A 14,311-nucleotide genomic window follows, 5' to 3' on the forward strand; every position below is an offset into this window, starting at 1 on the left:
ACCAGACCATGGCCACGCGTTTCAACGCGCTGCAAGCGGACTCGACCTGGCAGAAGGTCTGGGACGACCGCCAGACCTTTGCCGCCCGCGACGACAGCGGCAAGCCGCACAGCTACGTGCTCGAGATGTTCCCCTATCCGTCGGGGCGCATCCATATGGGCCACGTCCGCAATTATACGATGGGCGACGTGCTGGCACGGTTCCGGCGGATGCGCGGCTATGAGGTGCTGCACCCGATGGGCTGGGACGCCTTCGGCATGCCCGCCGAGAATGCGGCGATGGAAAAGGGCGTCCATCCCGGCACCTGGACGCTCGCCAATATCGAGACGATGAAGGCGCAGCTGAAGCGCCTCGGCTTCGCGCTCGACTGGAGCCGCGAACTCGCCACCTGCAAGCCGGATTATTACGGCCACGAGCAGGCGCTGTTCCTCGACATGTTCGCCGCCGGGCTGGTCTATCGCAAGGAATCGGCGGTCAACTGGGACCCGGTCGACATGACCGTGCTCGCCAACGAGCAGGTGATCGACGGACGCGGCTGGCGCTCCGGCGCGCTGGTCGAGAAGCGCAAGCTCAGCCAGTGGTTCCTCAAGATCACCGACTTCGCCGACGAGCTGATCGACGGCCTCGGCGAGCTCGACCACTGGCCCGACAAGGTCAAGCTGATGCAGGAAAACTGGATCGGCAAGAGCCAGGGGCTGACCTTCTCCTTCGAAATCCTCCCCGGCACGGGGAGGGGGACCGGCGAAGCCGGTGGAGGGGGGCTTCCCCAAAGTGCTTCGCCTGTTGAAGCCCCCCTCCACCACCAGCCTGCGGCTGGCGGTCCCCCTCCCGGTTCCGGGGAGGAGCGGGTCGCGGTCTTCTCGACCCGTCCCGACACGATCTTCGGGGCGAGCTTCGTCGCGGTGGCGGCCGATCACCCGATCGCGCAGGCGATCGCGGACCGGCCCGAGGTCGCGGCCTTCATCGAACGCTGCAAAAAGGGCGGCACCACCGCCGCCGAACTGGAAACGCAGGAAAAGCTCGGTTTCGACACCGGGCTTACCGCCGCCCACCCGTTTGACGCAACCCGGCGGTTGCCGATTTACATCGCCAATTTTGTGCTGATGGACTATGGCACCGGCGCGGTGATGGGCGTGCCCGCGCACGATCAGCGCGATCTCGATTTCGCGCGCAAATATGATCTGCCGGTACAGCGCGTCGTCGCCGACGGTGATTTGCGCGATCCCGTCTTCGTTGGCGACGAGGCCTATACGGGGCCCGGCGCGCTGGTGAACTCGGACTTCCTCGACGGTCTCGATGTCGAGGCCGCCAAGCGCGAGGTGATCGCGCGCGCCGAGGCCGGCGGTTGGGGCAAGGGCTCCACCGTCTACCGCCTGCGCGACTGGGGGGTGAGCCGCCAGCGTTACTGGGGCACCCCGATCCCGATCATCCATTGCAATGCGTGCGGCGTGCAGCCGGTCCCCAAGGCGCAATTGCCGGTCGTGCTGCCGGAGGACGTCTCCTTCGCCATCCCCGGCAATCCGCTCGATCGTCATCCGACCTGGAAGCACGTCGCCTGCCCGGCGTGCGGCGAGCCGGCGCGGCGCGAGACCGACACGCTCGATACCTTCGCCGACTCATCCTGGTATTTCATCCGCTTCGCCAGCCAGCCCAAGGACAAGCCGTTCGATCGCGCGGTCGCCGAGCGCTGGCTGCCGGTCGGCCAGTATATCGGCGGGGTCGAGCATGCGATCCTCCACCTGCTCTACGCCCGCTTCTGGACGCGCGCGCTCAAGCATATCGGCATGCTCGATATCGCCGAGCCGTTCACCGGCCTGTTCACGCAGGGCATGGTGACGCACGAGACGTACAAGTCCGCCGACAATCGCTGGCTGTCGCCCGACGACGTCCGCGACGGCATCGAGATCGCCACCGGCCAGCCGATCACCGTCGGCCGCGTCGAGAAGATGTCGAAGTCGAAGAAGAACACGGTCGATCCCGAGCCGATCGTCGATCGCTACGGCGCCGACGCGACGCGCTGGTTCATGCTCTCCGACTCACCACCCGAACGCGATCTGCCGTGGAGCGAATCGGGTATCGAGGGCGCGTGGCGCTTCGTGCAGCGCCTGTGGCGGCTGTTCGACGGCGACGATACGGTCGCCCCCGGCGAGGGCGGCGATCCGACGCTCGACCGCAAGCTGCACCAGACGATCCTCGGCATCGAACAGGATATCGAGGCGCTCGCCTTCAACAAGGCCGTGGCCAAGCTGTACGAGCTGTGTACCGCGATCGAACGCGCCGCACCCAGCCCGTCGCGCGGCAACGCCATCTACACGCTGATGCTGCTGGTCGCGCCGATGGTGCCGCACGTCGCCGAGGAAGCCTGGGCCGCCAAGGGCTTCGACGGACTGATCGCCGACGCCGCCTGGCCCGAGGTCGATCCGAAACTGCTCGTCGAGGATGAAGTGACGATCGCGGTGCAGGTCAATGGCAAGCTGCGCGACACGCTCACTCTGCCCAAGGACATGGCGCGCGAGCAGATCGAGGCGGCGGCGCTGTCCGCCGACAAGATCGCGCGGCTGCTCGACGGCAAGCCCCCCAAGAAGGTGATCGTCGTGCCCGGCCGTCTCGTGAACATCGTCGCATGAAGCGCCTGCTCGCCCTCGCGCCGCTCGCGTTGCTTGCCGGCTGCGGCCTCCATCCGCTCTACGCGGGCGGCGGCGCCGGGCCGGTCGCCGGCACGCTCGCACATGTCGAGGTAACGCCGATCGACGGCAAGTCGGGCTGGCTGATGAGCAATGCGCTGCGCGACCGGCTCGCGGCGAGCGGCACGCCGCAGTATCGGCTCGACGTGCGGCTCGACGACAAGATCGCCGGCTTCGGCGTGCGTCGCGACGACAGCGTGACGCGCGAGCGGCGGACGCTGCGCGCACGCTTCCAGCTGGTCAATCTCGCCGACGGCAGCGTGCTGCTCGACGATACCGCCGGGTCGGATGCCGGCATCGACGTCGTCCAGTCGGAATATGCGACGATTGCGGCGGAGAATACCGCGCTCGAGCGTCTGTCCGGCATCGTCGCCGACCAGATCGTCGCCCGCCTCGCCGTCTACGCGCGCAGCCGCCCGAGCCGATGAAGGCGAACGCGCGCGACATCCGCACCGCGCTCGAACGCCCCTCGCCCGACATCCGCCTTTATCTGCTGCACGGACCGGACGGGTCGGCGGCCGCGGACCTCGCCGGCCTGCTCGCCAGGGCGATGGGGCCGGAGGCGGAGCGGATCGACCTTGACGGCGCGACGCTGCGCTCCGACCCGGCACGGCTCGCCGACGAGGCGGCGTCGCTCTCCTTGTTCGGCGGCGCCCGCCATATCCGCGTCGCCCCGGCGGGTGAGGAATGCCTCGACGCCTTCACGACGCTGCTCGCCGCGGATCATGCCGGCAACCCGGTGGTTGCACTTGCCCCGACGGTCAAGTCGACCGCCAAGATCGTCAAGCTGGCGATCGAATCCCGCCGCGCGCTCGCCTATGCCGCCTATGAGCCGAGCGCGGCGGACTTGGAACGGCTTGCCGCGACGATGGCGCGTGACGCCGGGCTGCGGCCGGCGCCCGGAGTCGCCGCGCGGCTCGCGGCGAGTTGCGGCGGCGATCGCCTCATGCTCGGCCGCGAGATCGACAAGCTCGCGCTGTTCCTCGACGCCGCGCCCGACCGTCCGCACGATGCCGACGAGGCGGCGCTCGATGCGATCGGCGCCGATCTCGGCGAGGCGGAGATGACGCAGGTGGTCGATGCCGTGATCAGCGGCCAGACCGCGTTGCTCGGCGTCGAACTCGGCCGGTTGCACGAGGCGGGAACGTCGCCCATCCCGTGGCTGCGCCTGCTCGCCCGCCGGCTGATGACGCTCGCCGAGATGAAGGCGGAGATCGATGCCGGCGCCGGTCAGGACAGCGTCTTCAAACGCCATCGCATCTTCTTCCGCGAGGAGGCTGCGACCGCGCAGGCGCTGCGCCGCTGGACTCCGGCGATGCTCGCCACCGCGCTGCTCCGCGTCCGCCATGCCGAGCGTGCGATCATGGCGAGCGGCAATGCCGGTGGCGTGCTCGCCGACCATGCGCTCACCGAACTGACCCGCGGGGTCGAACGCCGCGGTTAGTCGCGCAGGACGCGATCGAACAGCGCCAGCGCCCATCCCGTCGCCGCGACAAACAGCGCCGGATCGTATCGCGGCCCCTCGTCGCGCAGGAATGCGTGCTGGGCATTCACCTCATGCCACTCATAGCGCGCGCCGACCGCCTCCAGCCGGGCACGGATCGCCTCGCGACCGGCGAAGGGCACATGCGGGTCTTGCCGCCCGAAGACGAACAACGTCTCCGCCTGCAGCTCGGCCATACGCGCGAGGCTGTCATCGCTGCGCCCGGCCCCCAAGGTGCCGCTGTGGATATCGGTGGGATAAAAGAGCGCCGCGGCCGACACGCGCGGATCGAGCGCGGCGCGATAGGCGAGATGCCCGCCGAGGCACACACCGATCGTTCCGACGCGGCCGCTGCACGCCGGATGCACGAGCAAGGCACCGATCACCCGCGTCGCATCGGCATCGAAGCCGGCCACCGGCTTGGTGAATTTCAGATCGTTGCCCCGCGCCGTCCCCTCGGCATCGTAGCGCAGCACCGTCCCCGGCGCCTCATAGTCATGATAGACTTCCGGCACCGCGACGACATAGCCGTGACCGGCGAAGAACGCCGCCAGCCGCCGGATCGGATCGGTGACCTGGTAGATTTCCGAATAGAGGACGAGGCCGGGAAACCGCCCCTCCCCTGCCGGCCGGAACCAATGCGTCCGCATCGCCCCGTCGGCGGTCGGCAGATCGTCATATTCGTCGCTGCGCAGGATCATCAGATCGAATCGCCGGTGAGTCGCTGACAGACCATGTCGAGCTGATCGAGCGTCGAATAGGTCAGCGTGATCGTGCCGCCCTTCTCGCTATGCGCGACGCGGACGTGCAGCCCGAGCAGATCGGACAATTGCCGTTCGAGCGCGGTGATATCCGCATCGGGCGGCGAGGTCGGGGCGCGTTCGCGGGACGCACCACCGGGCCGTTCGGGTTTGGCCCCCTTCGCCAGCTTCTCGGTCTCGCGCACCGACAGGCCGCGCGCGACGACCTGTTCGGCAAGCATCTCGACGTCGCGCGAGCCGAGCAGCGCCCGCGCATGTCCCATCGACAGCGACCCGTCGGTGACGCGATCCTGAACCGCAGCCGGAAGTTCCAGCAATCTCAATAGGTTAGCGACGTGGCTACGCGATTTGTGGACGATCTTGGCGAGCGCCTCCTGGGTGTGGCCATATTCGCCGGCGAGACGCTGATAGGCCTGTGCCTCTTCGATCGCATTGAGGTCCTGCCGCTGGATATTCTCGACCAGCGCGATCTCGAGCGTCTGCGCATCGTCGAACTCGCGCACGACGACCGGCACTTCGTGCAGCCGCGCCCGTTGCGCCGCGCGCCAGCGCCGTTCGCCCGCGACGATCTGATAGTCATGGCCGTGTGGCCGCACGACGATTGGCTGGATCAATCCGCGTGCCGCGATCGATGCGGCGAGTTCGTCGAGCAGCGCATCGTCGAAATGCCGGCGCGGCTGATCCGGATGCGGCGCGAGCGCGCTGACCGGCAGCATCCGCACGCCGGTCGGCACCTTGTTCTCGCCGCCGGGATTGACCGGCGCTTCGGTGGCGATCTCACCGAGCAGGGCGCTGAGGCCCCGACCCAGGCCGGCCGGCCGGCTGCGCTTCGCGGCGTCGCTCATGCCGCGGCTGCCGTTGGCGGCATCTGCGGCAACCGCGCGATCAGCTCGCGCGCCAGATCGATATAGGCCTGCGACCCCGAGCACCGATAATCGTAGATCAGCGCCGGCAGGCCGTGGCTCGGCGCTTCGGACAAGCGGACGTTCCGTGGGATCACGGTATCGAACACCACCTTGCCGAGCACCGCACGGACATCCGCCGCGACCTGATCGGTGAGCCGATTGCGGCGATCGTACATCGTCAGCGCGACGCCGAGGATCGCCAGCCCCGGATTGAACCGTTCGCGGATCCGCTCGACCGTGGTGAGCAATTGCGACAGGCCTTCGAGAGCGAAGAATTCGCATTGCAGCGGCACGAGCAATTTGTCCGCCGCGACCATCGCGTTGATCGTCAGCAGCCCGAGCGAGGGCGGGCAGTCGATCAGCACGATATCCCAACGGTCCTTGGCATGGGCGAGCGCGCGATCGAGCCGGTGGGTACGATGATCGAACTCCACCAGTTCGATCTCCGCGCCCGACAGATCCTGCGTCGCCGGGACGAGATCGAGCCGCGGCACCTTCGTCGTGATGATCGTGTCGGCGATCTCCGCCTCGCCGATCAGCACGTGATAACTGGACCGGCCACGCTGGCCCTGGGAAATGCCTAGGCCGGTCGAGGCATTGCCTTGCGGATCGAGATCGATCAGCAGCACCGTCTTGCCGGTTGCCGACAGCGCCGTGGCAAGGTTGATCGCACTGGTGGTCTTGCCGACACCACCCTTTTGATTGGCCACCGCAATACAGGTCATCGCGCGCGTCCTTGCTTGTGGTCCACGAGGAGGATCGTGGATTGAGGATCGGTCAAACTGTGTTCCACGTGGAACACTCGGGTTCGGTCACGCCGGAGCCGGGCCAATTCTTCGGCCTCGATCCGTCCACGTGGGAGGATCCAGCGTGTCTCCGGTGTGGCGCAATGCTCCGCCGCTTGCAAAAGCTTTTCGACCGATGCCACCGCCCGTGCCGAGATCGTTGCGAACGTACCGGTGACAGACTCGACCTTGGCCGCCACGACGCGGGTGTTGGTTAGGCCGAGACGGGAGGCAGCCTCCTCCAGAAACGCGGCGCGCTTGCGTCGCGGCTCGACCATGGTCGTAGGCTGGTCACCGCAGATGGCAACGATCATGCCGGGGAAGCCGCCACCGGTGCCGATATCGAGCCAGTCTCCAGATTGTTCCACGTGGAACATAAGCTGCGCCGAATCCAATCCATGGCGGCTCCAGATCGAAGCGACGCTAGCCGGCGAGATCAGATTCTGCTGCTCCGTCTCGACGCATACCATGTCGAGAAAGGCGCCGACCCGCGCCGTTCGCGCCTCGCCGAACCGCTCGACGAACCAGGCACGTGCCTCCGCTTCGGTCATGCCGCCCGCCGTTGCGCATAGAGATAGATGGCGGTCATCGCGGCGGGCGTCACGCCCTGGACGCGCGCCGCCGCACCCAGCGAGGTCGGCCGTGCCTTGCCGAGCCGGTCGATCATCTCGTTCGACAGTCCGGGGATCGCACCATAATCGAGGGCCGGCGACAGCGGCACCGCCTCGTCGCGGCGCATCCGTGCCACCTCTTCCGCCTGCCGTTCGATATAGGGAGCATAGCGGGCATCCTCGACGACCTCGTCGACGATCGCTGCCGGCGCCATCCCCCGCACCTCGGGCGCCAGCCGGTCGAGCGACAGGTCACCGATCCGCAGCCATTCATACAGGCTTCGCCGGCTGCCATCCTGTGCCACCTGGACGCCGAGCATCGCGACCTGCGCCGCGCTCACCATCGTCTCGAGCGCCGCGCGGATCGTCGCCCGCGCCTCGGCCTGCCGCTGCTGATGCGCCAACCGGTCCGCGCCGACACAGCCGAGCACAGCGGCAATCGGCGCCAGCCGGGTCTCGGCATTGTCCGCCCGCAGCGACAGCCGGTATTCCGCGCGCGCGGTCAGCATCCGATAGGGTTCGGTCACACCTTGCAGGACGAGATCGTCGATCATCACGCCGGTATAACTGGAGGCGCGGTCGAGCACGCAGGGGGCGAGATCACAAGCGACAGCAGCCGCGTTCAGACCCGCGACGAGCCCCTGCCCTGCCGCTTCCTCATACCCGGTGGTGCCGTTGATCTGCCCGGCGCAATAGACGCCGGGGATCGCCGCAAGCGCCAGCGTGGCGTCGAGCGCGCGCGGATCGAGATAGTCATATTCGACCGCATAGCCGGCGACGGTGATCGTCGCCCGCTCCAGACCAGCGATGCTGCGGATCATCGCGGTCTGTACATCCGCCGGCAGCGAGGTCGACAGGCCGTTGGGATAGACGGTCGCGTCGTCGAGACCTTCGGGCTCGAGGAAGACCTGATGGCCGTCGCGATCGCCGAAGCGATGCACCTTGTCCTCGATCGACGGACAATAACGCGGTCCCTGCCCCTCGATCGCACCCCCGAACAGCGGCGAACGATCGAGCCCGGCGCGGATCGCATCATGCGTCGCACCGTTGGTCCGCGTCACCGCACAGGCGATCTGCGGCAACAGCCGGTGTTCGGTCATCGGCGACATCGTCCAGGGATCGACGTCGGATCGCTGCTCCTCGAGCCGCGCCCAGTCGATCGTCCGGCCGTCGAGCCGGGGCGGCGTTCCGGTCTTGAGGCGTGCAAGCGGCAAGGAGAGTGCACGCAACTGCTCGGCCAGCCGCCGCGCCGGGCGTTCGCCGATCCTGCCGCCCTCGTGTCGCTCGTCACCGCGGAACATGCGACCGCCGAGGAAAGTCCCCGTCGCGAGGATCACCGTCCGGCCCGCGATACGACTGCCGTCACCCAGTAGGACGCCAGCGACGCGATCACCGGTGAGGTCGAGCGCCTCGACATCTCCTTCCGCCACCGTCAGCGCCGGAAGGGCTGCGAGCATCGTCTGGATCGCTGCGGCATAGCGACGCCGATCCGCCTGGACCCGCGGCCCCTGCACGGCCGCCCCCTTGCTGCGGTTGAGCATACGATAGTGGATCGCGGCGGCATCGGCAGCGCGACCGATCAGGCCATCGAAGGCATCGACTTCACGGACGATATGCCCCTTTCCGAGGCCGCCGATCGCCGGGTTGCACGACATCGCGCCGATATGGCGGCGGTCGTGACTGAGCAGCAAGGTCTTGGCACCGCGGCGGGCGGCGGCAGCGGCGGCTTCGGTGCCGGCGTGGCCCCCGCCGACGACGATCACGTCATACATGCCCTCCGCCTAAGCCAGAGCCATGCGCAGGTCAAAATTGTTCCACGTGGAACACTTTGATCAAGTAACTGCCCTAGGGTTTCACGTGGAACAGTCTGTGCGCAACTGCGGGATAAACGTTCCACGTGGAACATCATTTGCCGATGCAGAACCGCCCGAACAGCGCATCCAACATCACCTCAGTGGCATTCTGACCGAGGATCGATCCTAACGTTCGAACGGCATAACGAAGCTGTTCCGATACGATCAGCGGATCGTTGCTCATCCCGTCGAGAGCCGCCAGAGCCTCACCACACGCCGCCCGTTCGCTTTCCCGGAACGCCAGCGCATCCCCGCGCGGCATCAGCATTTCCGCGCGTGACGCGATCATCGTCCATAGCGCCTCGACGCTCGCCGGGTCGTTCTGCGCCACCGTGATCCCTGCCCCCGCCACCGGCGCCCGGCCGGCGGCATCGCTACGCGCCTGCACCCAGATCGCATCCTCGCGCGGAGGTTCGTCGTCCCCCAACCACAGCAGCAGGTCGGCGCGCGCAATCGCATCGCCAGCTCGCGTTACCCCGATCCGCTCGATCGGATCGGCACTATCGGTCAGGCCGGCGGTATCGGTGAGGACATAGACCAGCCCCTGCCGCACCACGGTCGCCTCGATCCGGTCGCGCGTCGTGCCGGCGATATCCGACACGATCGCGACATCGCGCTGGCAGAGCAGATTGATCAGCGTCGACTTGCCGCTGTTCGGCGGTCCGCCCAGCACCACCTGGACGCCGTCGCGCAACCGCTCGACCGCCGGCGCGGCGAGCACATGATGCAGCTCCGCGGCGAGTGTGGCCATACCCTCATGTACCGCGGCAAGACCGTCGTCATCGCCGACGTCATCCTCATCAGCGAAGTCGAGCTGCGCCTCGGTCAGCGCGGCGAGCATCGCCAGCCGGTCGAGCCAGCCGCGCACCTGCTGGCTGACCCGGCCCTCCGCCGCAGCGAGCGCGGCGACGCGCTGCCGTTCGGTTTCTGCGGACAACAGATCGGCAAGGCCCGCCGCCTCGGCAAGATCGATCCGGCCATTGGTGAGCGCGCGACGCGTGAACTCCCCGGCTTCGGCGGCGCGCAATTCCGGCTGTGCAGCGAGTGCACGCAGTATCGCTGCGATCACCGCCCGCCCGCCGTGGCAATGGAGTTCGGCGAGATCTTCGCCGGTCGCCGTTTTGGGTCCCGGAAAGGCGAGGACCAGAGCCCGGTCGAGCAAGGCGCCCTCGTCGTCACGCAACGCCCGCACCTGCGCCGTGCGTGGCGGGGGCAGACTGCCGGCCAGCCGCGCCACCGCCGCGAAGGCCTGCGGTCCGCTGATCCGGATCACGCCGATCCCCGCCGGCGCCGCACCGCTCGACAGCGCGAAGATCGTCTGCATCAGCTGCCCGACTTGCCCCCGGCGCCGGTCGCCTGATCGAACACCTGCCGCCATAAAGCGACGCTGGCATCGCCCATCGGCGACCAGCTGCGCATCAGATTTTCGAGCAGCTCGGGCCGCACCTGGCCGTTCATCGCTTCGAGCAGCGAGGCGACGTAGCGGTCGTGCAGCGGCGTCAGATCGGGCAGACCCATCGCCCGCCGCGCTTCCTCCGGGGTCAGATCCACGTTCACGGTCAGCTTCATACGCGTCACCCCTTGAGCAGCTCTCTGCCGCGCTGCATAGCTCAGCCCGCCCCCACGCGCGAGAGGACGCCATGACCAAGACCATCCAGATCGAGACACTCGACCACCGCGGCCAGTTCGACGTCTATGTCGCCGAGCCCGCCGGGACGCCGCGCGCCGCGATCGTCGTCATCCAGGAAATTTTCGGCGTTAACGCCGGCATCCGTGCCAAGGCCGACGCCTTCGCGGCGGAAGGCTATCTCGCGCTCGCCCCCGACCTGTTCTGGCAGATCGCTCCCGGCGTCGAGCTCGACCCCGACGTGCCCGCCGAATTGCAGCGCGGGCTCGACCTGATGGGCCAGTTCGATCAGGACGCCGGCATCCGCGACATCGAGGCGACGATCCGCACGGCGCGCAGCCTGCTCAACGATGCCCAGTCCGGCAGCGGTCTTGCCGCGCGCGTCGGCGCGGTCGGCTATTGCCTCGGCGGCCGCCTCGCCTTCATGACCGCGGCGCGCACCGACGTCGATGCGAGCGTCGGCTATTATGGCGTGGGTATCGATGGACTGCTCGGCGAGGCGCATGCGATCGCGCACCCGGTGCTGCTGCACGTGCCGCAGGAGGATCATTTCGTCGACAAGAATGCACAGTCGCGGATGCACGCCGGGCTCGATGATCATCCCAAGGTGACGCTGTACGATTACCCCGGCGAGGATCACGGCTTCGCCGCGCAATTCGGCCAGCGTCGTTCGGACGAGGCGGCGCAACTCGCCGACCAGCGGACCGCTGCCTTCTTCGCCGAGCATCTCGGCTGATACGACAAGGGGGGCGTCGCGCCCCCCTTCCCGCTTACGCGAACAGCGTCATCACGCCGACCCGTGGATCGACCACGCCTTCGTAGATCATCTTGCCGGCAACGTAGAGGATGACGAGCAGGCCGACATAGGCGATCCAGCGATAGCGCTCGATATATTTGGCGATCAGGTTCGCGGCGATGCCCATCATCGCCACCGACAGCAGCAGACCGATGATGAGGATGCCGGGATGCTCGCGCGCCGCGCCGGCGACGGCAAGGACGTTGTCGAGGCTCATCGACACGTCGGCGACCGCGACCGCCCAGGCCGCCGCCGCAAAGCTGCGCGCCGGCTTGACCCCCGCCGCCTCGCCGTCTGCCGCGGCCTCGCCGCCGCCCTGACGCAGCTCGCGCGACATCTTCCACGCGACCCACAGCAGCAGGATACCGCCCGCGAAGATCAGCCCGATCACGCCGAGCAGCCAGCTCACCGCCAGCGCGAAGATGATCCGCAGCACCAAAGCGGCGAGGATGCCGATCAGGATGACCTTCTTGCGCTGGTCGATCGGCAGGCCCGCGGCGAGCGCGCCGACGACGATGGCATTGTCGCCGGCGAGCACGACGTCGATCATCAGCACCTGCACGAAGGCCGCAAGCGCGGCCGGCGTGCCGATGTTGGCGAAGTCGTTGACGATATGCTGCCAGATTTCCGCCGGTGACCCCGGCCCGCTGGCGGCGGCGGCGCTCAGCATGGTGATGATGGACACGATACACACTCCCGGTTGATCGACCGGTCCATAACGCAGCAACGCGCGAAAGCCATCGAGCTTCCGCGCGTCGTCGATCCTGCCCTGACGGCTGCCATTCGTCCCCGCGTCGGCCGGAGGTCGGGGTGATCCTCCCCGCCCTCCGGCCAGCCGTGGCGCTTACTGGTTCATCGAGTCGAAGAAATCCTCATTGGTCTTCGAGTTCTTCATCTTGTCGAGCAGGAACTCCATCGCGTCGATCGTCCCCATCTGCATGAGGATGCGGCGCAGGACCCATTGCTTGGAGAGCTTGTCCTTGTCGACCAGCAGCTCTTCCTTGCGGGTGCCCGACTTGCCGACGTCGAGCGCCGGGAAGACGCGCTTGTCGGCAACCTTGCGATCGAGCACGATTTCCGAATTGCCGGTGCCCTTGAACTCTTCGAAGATCACCTCGTCCATGCGGCTGCCGGTATCGATCAGCGCGGTGGCGATGATGGACAGCGAGCCGCCCTCCTCGATGTTGCGCGCCGCACCGAAGAAGCGCTTGGGACGCTGCAACGCATTGGCGTCGACGCCGCCGGTCAGCACTTTGCCCGACGACGGCACGACCGTGTTATAGGCGCGGCCGAGGCGGGTGATGCTGTCGAGCAGGATCACCACGTCCTTCTTGTGCTCGACGAGGCGCTTGGCCTTCTCGATCACCATTTCAGCGACCTGGACGTGGCGCTGTGCCGGCTCGTCGAAGGTCGAGGAGACGACCTCGCCCTTCACCGAACGCTGCATGTCGGTGACTTCCTCGGGCCGCTCGTCGATCAGCAGCACGATCAGGAACACCTCGGGGTGATTGTCCGAGATGGCGCGCGCGATGTTCTGGAGCATCACCGTCTTGCCGACGCGCGGCGGCGCGACGATCAGCGTGCGCTGGCCCTTGCCCTGCGGCGAGACGATGTCGATGACGCGGGCCGACTTGTCCTTCTGCGTCGGATCGGCGGGATCGAGCGTCAGCTTCGATTCCGGATAGAGCGGCGTCAGATTGTCGAAATTGACGCGATGGCGGACCGCGTCGGGATCGTCGAAATTGACGCTGGTCAGCTTGGTCAGGGCGAAATAGCGCTCGCCGTCCTTGGGGGCGCGGATCTCGCCCTCGACCGTGTCGCCGGTGCGCAGGCCGTGCTTGCGCACCTGATTGGGCGAGACGTAGATGTCGTCCGGCCCGGCGAGGTAATTGGCTTCGGGCGACCGCAGGAAGCCGAAGCCGTCCTGCAACACCTCGATCGTGCCGAGGCCCATGATCTGGTCGCCATTCTCGGCCTGGACCTTGAGGATCGCGAACAACAGGTCCTGCTTGCGCAGCGTCGATGCGCCCTCGACCCCCAGCTCTTCGGCCATGCTGACCAGCTCGGCCGGGGTCTTTTTCTTCAAATCTCTAAGATGCATGGAATAATCCGAATGCGTAACGGGGAGCGGCTCAGATCGGCGAAGGACACGCAGCGACGGACAGCCAGGAGGAGAACGCGGAGTCGCCGGACGGCGGCTCTACGCGTGTTCAGGACGTAAGAGGACGAACCGGCTTCGTCAAGCGCGGTTACAGCAGGTCGCCATAATCGCGGGCGCTGTGGACAATGTGGAGGATAACGACTGCGTCGTCGGTGACCGTATAAAGGATCACATAACCGCTGTGACCACAACGACGTACCTGCTGATGCTGCCGCCCTTCGACGAGCGGATAACCGAACGGCAGATCACCTATCGCCAGACATTCCGCATGGAGCCGCCTGACGAAGCAAACCGCCCGAGCGCGATCGTCGCGCGCGATATAGTCGCCGATCGTACGCAGATCGCGCGCAGCCCTGGCGGACAAACGAACCCTCATTTGCCCGTCGGTGACATCGCCTTGTAATGTGCTTCCAGTTCGGCAAAGACATCCTCTGCGGGACGAGTCCGCCCCGCTGCCATGTCAGCCAGCCCCTCGTCGATCGCAGCCTGGAGTGCTGTCCGTCGGGCCTCCCGCTCCTGAACGAGCCGCACGCCCTCGCGCAGCACGTCGTTCGAGGAGCCAAACCGCCCGTTCGCCACGAGTTCGGCGACGACCGCTTCCAGAGGCTGGCCAAGATCCGCGCTGATCACTCCCGTCTCCATCGT

At 67.2% G+C, this 14,311-nt stretch carries 15 protein-coding genes; 4 read left to right on the top strand and 11 right to left on the bottom strand.

Going from position 1 to position 14,311, the window contains the following annotated elements; translation table 11 throughout:
* Positions 1 to 8 precede the first annotated feature (8 nt).
* The 3 genes from leuS to holA are packed head-to-tail and all read left to right on the top strand — an operon-like array spanning position 9 to position 4,128.
* Positions 9 to 2,627, top strand: a complete 2,619-nt coding sequence (gene leuS, locus V8201_RS13170) for a leucine--tRNA ligase (RefSeq protein ID WP_336545586.1) — start codon at positions 9 to 11, stop codon at positions 2,625 to 2,627.
* On the top strand, positions 2,624 to 3,112 hold the full coding sequence (gene lptE / locus V8201_RS13175) for an LPS assembly lipoprotein LptE (protein WP_037535946.1): 489 nt from the start codon (positions 2,624 to 2,626) through the stop codon (positions 3,110 to 3,112). Before leuS ends, lptE begins: the two co-directional genes overlap by 4 nt.
* Positions 3,109 to 4,128, top strand: coding sequence for a DNA polymerase III subunit delta (gene holA, locus V8201_RS13180; protein WP_336545587.1), 1,020 nt, complete (start codon positions 3,109 to 3,111; stop codon positions 4,126 to 4,128). The genes lptE and holA overlap by 4 nt, the downstream gene beginning before the upstream one ends.
* On the opposite strand, the gene V8201_RS13185 is transcribed toward holA, so the two are convergent.
* The 7 genes from V8201_RS13185 to V8201_RS13215 all read right to left on the bottom strand — a co-directional run bounded on the left by V8201_RS13185 (position 4,125) and on the right by V8201_RS13215 (position 10,651).
* Positions 4,125 to 4,868, bottom strand: coding sequence for a dienelactone hydrolase family protein (locus V8201_RS13185; RefSeq protein ID WP_336545588.1), 744 nt, complete (start codon positions 4,866 to 4,868; stop codon positions 4,125 to 4,127). The two genes, holA and V8201_RS13185, sit on opposite strands and share 4 nt — an antisense overlap.
* Positions 4,868 to 5,773, bottom strand: a complete 906-nt coding sequence (locus V8201_RS13190; RefSeq protein WP_037535939.1) for a ParB/RepB/Spo0J family partition protein — start codon at positions 5,771 to 5,773, stop codon at positions 4,868 to 4,870. Before V8201_RS13190 ends, V8201_RS13185 begins: the two co-directional genes overlap by 1 nt.
* Positions 5,770 to 6,558 carry a ParA family protein gene (locus tag V8201_RS13195; RefSeq protein ID WP_037535937.1) on the bottom strand — a complete coding sequence of 263 codons (789 nt, stop codon included), beginning with the start codon at positions 6,556 to 6,558 and terminating at the stop codon, positions 5,770 to 5,772. The genes V8201_RS13190 and V8201_RS13195 overlap by 4 nt, the downstream gene beginning before the upstream one ends.
* Entirely contained in the window at positions 6,555 to 7,169 is a 615-nt protein-coding gene (rsmG, locus tag V8201_RS13200; protein WP_336545589.1) for a 16S rRNA (guanine(527)-N(7))-methyltransferase RsmG, read from the bottom strand. The genes V8201_RS13195 and rsmG overlap by 4 nt, the downstream gene beginning before the upstream one ends.
* On the bottom strand, positions 7,166 to 9,001 hold the full coding sequence (gene mnmG / locus V8201_RS13205; protein WP_336545590.1) for a tRNA uridine-5-carboxymethylaminomethyl(34) synthesis enzyme MnmG: 1,836 nt from the start codon (positions 8,999 to 9,001) through the stop codon (positions 7,166 to 7,168). The genes rsmG and mnmG overlap by 4 nt, the downstream gene beginning before the upstream one ends.
* A gap of 133 nt (positions 9,002 to 9,134) precedes the next feature.
* Positions 9,135 to 10,406 (bottom strand): tRNA uridine-5-carboxymethylaminomethyl(34) synthesis GTPase MnmE, encoded by a 1,272-nt coding sequence (gene mnmE / locus V8201_RS13210; RefSeq protein WP_336545591.1) that lies wholly within the window; start codon positions 10,404 to 10,406, stop codon positions 9,135 to 9,137.
* Complete coding sequence (locus tag V8201_RS13215; RefSeq protein ID WP_037535931.1) at positions 10,406 to 10,651, bottom strand: DUF6489 family protein; 246 nt, start codon at positions 10,649 to 10,651, stop codon at positions 10,406 to 10,408. The genes mnmE and V8201_RS13215 overlap by 1 nt, the downstream gene beginning before the upstream one ends.
* A 71-nt stretch (positions 10,652 to 10,722) precedes the next feature.
* Between V8201_RS13215 and V8201_RS13220 the strand changes: the two genes are divergently transcribed.
* Positions 10,723 to 11,445, top strand: coding sequence for a dienelactone hydrolase family protein (locus V8201_RS13220; protein ID WP_336545592.1), 723 nt, complete (start codon positions 10,723 to 10,725; stop codon positions 11,443 to 11,445).
* A gap of 34 nt (positions 11,446 to 11,479) precedes the next feature.
* Here V8201_RS13220 and V8201_RS13225 read toward each other — a convergent pair whose 3' ends face one another.
* From V8201_RS13225 to V8201_RS13240, 4 genes are all read right to left on the bottom strand, one after another.
* On the bottom strand, positions 11,480 to 12,175 hold the full coding sequence (locus V8201_RS13225) for a YjbE family putative metal transport protein (protein ID WP_373276484.1): 696 nt from the start codon (positions 12,173 to 12,175) through the stop codon (positions 11,480 to 11,482).
* Between the two features lie 174 nt (positions 12,176 to 12,349).
* Positions 12,350 to 13,606 (bottom strand): transcription termination factor Rho, encoded by a 1,257-nt coding sequence (gene rho / locus V8201_RS13230; protein ID WP_037535927.1) that lies wholly within the window; start codon positions 13,604 to 13,606, stop codon positions 12,350 to 12,352.
* A 148-nt stretch (positions 13,607 to 13,754) separates the two neighbouring features.
* Entirely contained in the window at positions 13,755 to 14,042 is a 288-nt protein-coding gene (locus V8201_RS13235; protein WP_336545593.1) for a type II toxin-antitoxin system RelE/ParE family toxin, read from the bottom strand.
* A complete protein-coding gene (locus V8201_RS13240; RefSeq protein WP_336545594.1) occupies positions 14,039 to 14,296 on the bottom strand; it encodes a type II toxin-antitoxin system ParD family antitoxin in 258 nt (85 codons plus the stop codon). Before V8201_RS13240 ends, V8201_RS13235 begins: the two co-directional genes overlap by 4 nt.
* Positions 14,297 to 14,311: the final 15 nt, after the last annotated feature.

The sequence above is a fragment of the Sphingomonas kyungheensis genome, from assembly GCF_037120395.1.
GTDB lineage: Bacteria > Pseudomonadota > Alphaproteobacteria > Sphingomonadales > Sphingomonadaceae > Sphingomonas > Sphingomonas kyungheensis.

Bases quoted from the DNA above. Each gene is read 5' to 3' on its own strand.
- mnmG (WP_336545590.1), bottom strand. From the start codon at position 9,001: ATGTATGACGTGATCGTCGTCGGCGGGGGCCACGCCGGCACCGAAGCC.
- rsmG (WP_336545589.1), bottom strand. From the start codon at position 7,169: ATGACCGAAGCGGAGGCACGTGCCTGGTTCGTCGAGCGGTTCGGCGAG.
- V8201_RS13190 (WP_037535939.1), bottom strand. From the start codon at position 5,773: ATGAGCGACGCCGCGAAGCGCAGCCGGCCGGCCGGCCTGGGTCGGGGC.
- V8201_RS13215 (WP_037535931.1), bottom strand. From the start codon at position 10,651: ATGAAGCTGACCGTGAACGTGGATCTGACCCCGGAGGAAGCGCGGCGG.
- leuS (WP_336545586.1), top strand. From the start codon at position 9: ATGGCCACGCGTTTCAACGCGCTGCAAGCGGACTCGACCTGGCAGAAG.
- lptE (WP_037535946.1), top strand. From the start codon at position 2,624: ATGAAGCGCCTGCTCGCCCTCGCGCCGCTCGCGTTGCTTGCCGGCTGC.
- mnmE (WP_336545591.1), bottom strand. From the start codon at position 10,406: ATGCAGACGATCTTCGCGCTGTCGAGCGGTGCGGCGCCGGCGGGGATC.
- V8201_RS13195 (WP_037535937.1), bottom strand. From the start codon at position 6,558: ATGACCTGTATTGCGGTGGCCAATCAAAAGGGTGGTGTCGGCAAGACC.
- holA (WP_336545587.1), top strand. From the start codon at position 3,109: ATGAAGGCGAACGCGCGCGACATCCGCACCGCGCTCGAACGCCCCTCG.
- V8201_RS13185 (WP_336545588.1), bottom strand. From the start codon at position 4,868: ATGATCCTGCGCAGCGACGAATATGACGATCTGCCGACCGCCGACGGG.
- V8201_RS13220 (WP_336545592.1), top strand. From the start codon at position 10,723: ATGACCAAGACCATCCAGATCGAGACACTCGACCACCGCGGCCAGTTC.
- V8201_RS13235 (WP_336545593.1), bottom strand. From the start codon at position 14,042: ATGAGGGTTCGTTTGTCCGCCAGGGCTGCGCGCGATCTGCGTACGATC.
- V8201_RS13225 (WP_373276484.1), bottom strand. From the start codon at position 12,175: ATGCTGAGCGCCGCCGCCGCCAGCGGGCCGGGGTCACCGGCGGAAATC.
- rho (WP_037535927.1), bottom strand. From the start codon at position 13,606: ATGCATCTTAGAGATTTGAAGAAAAAGACCCCGGCCGAGCTGGTCAGC.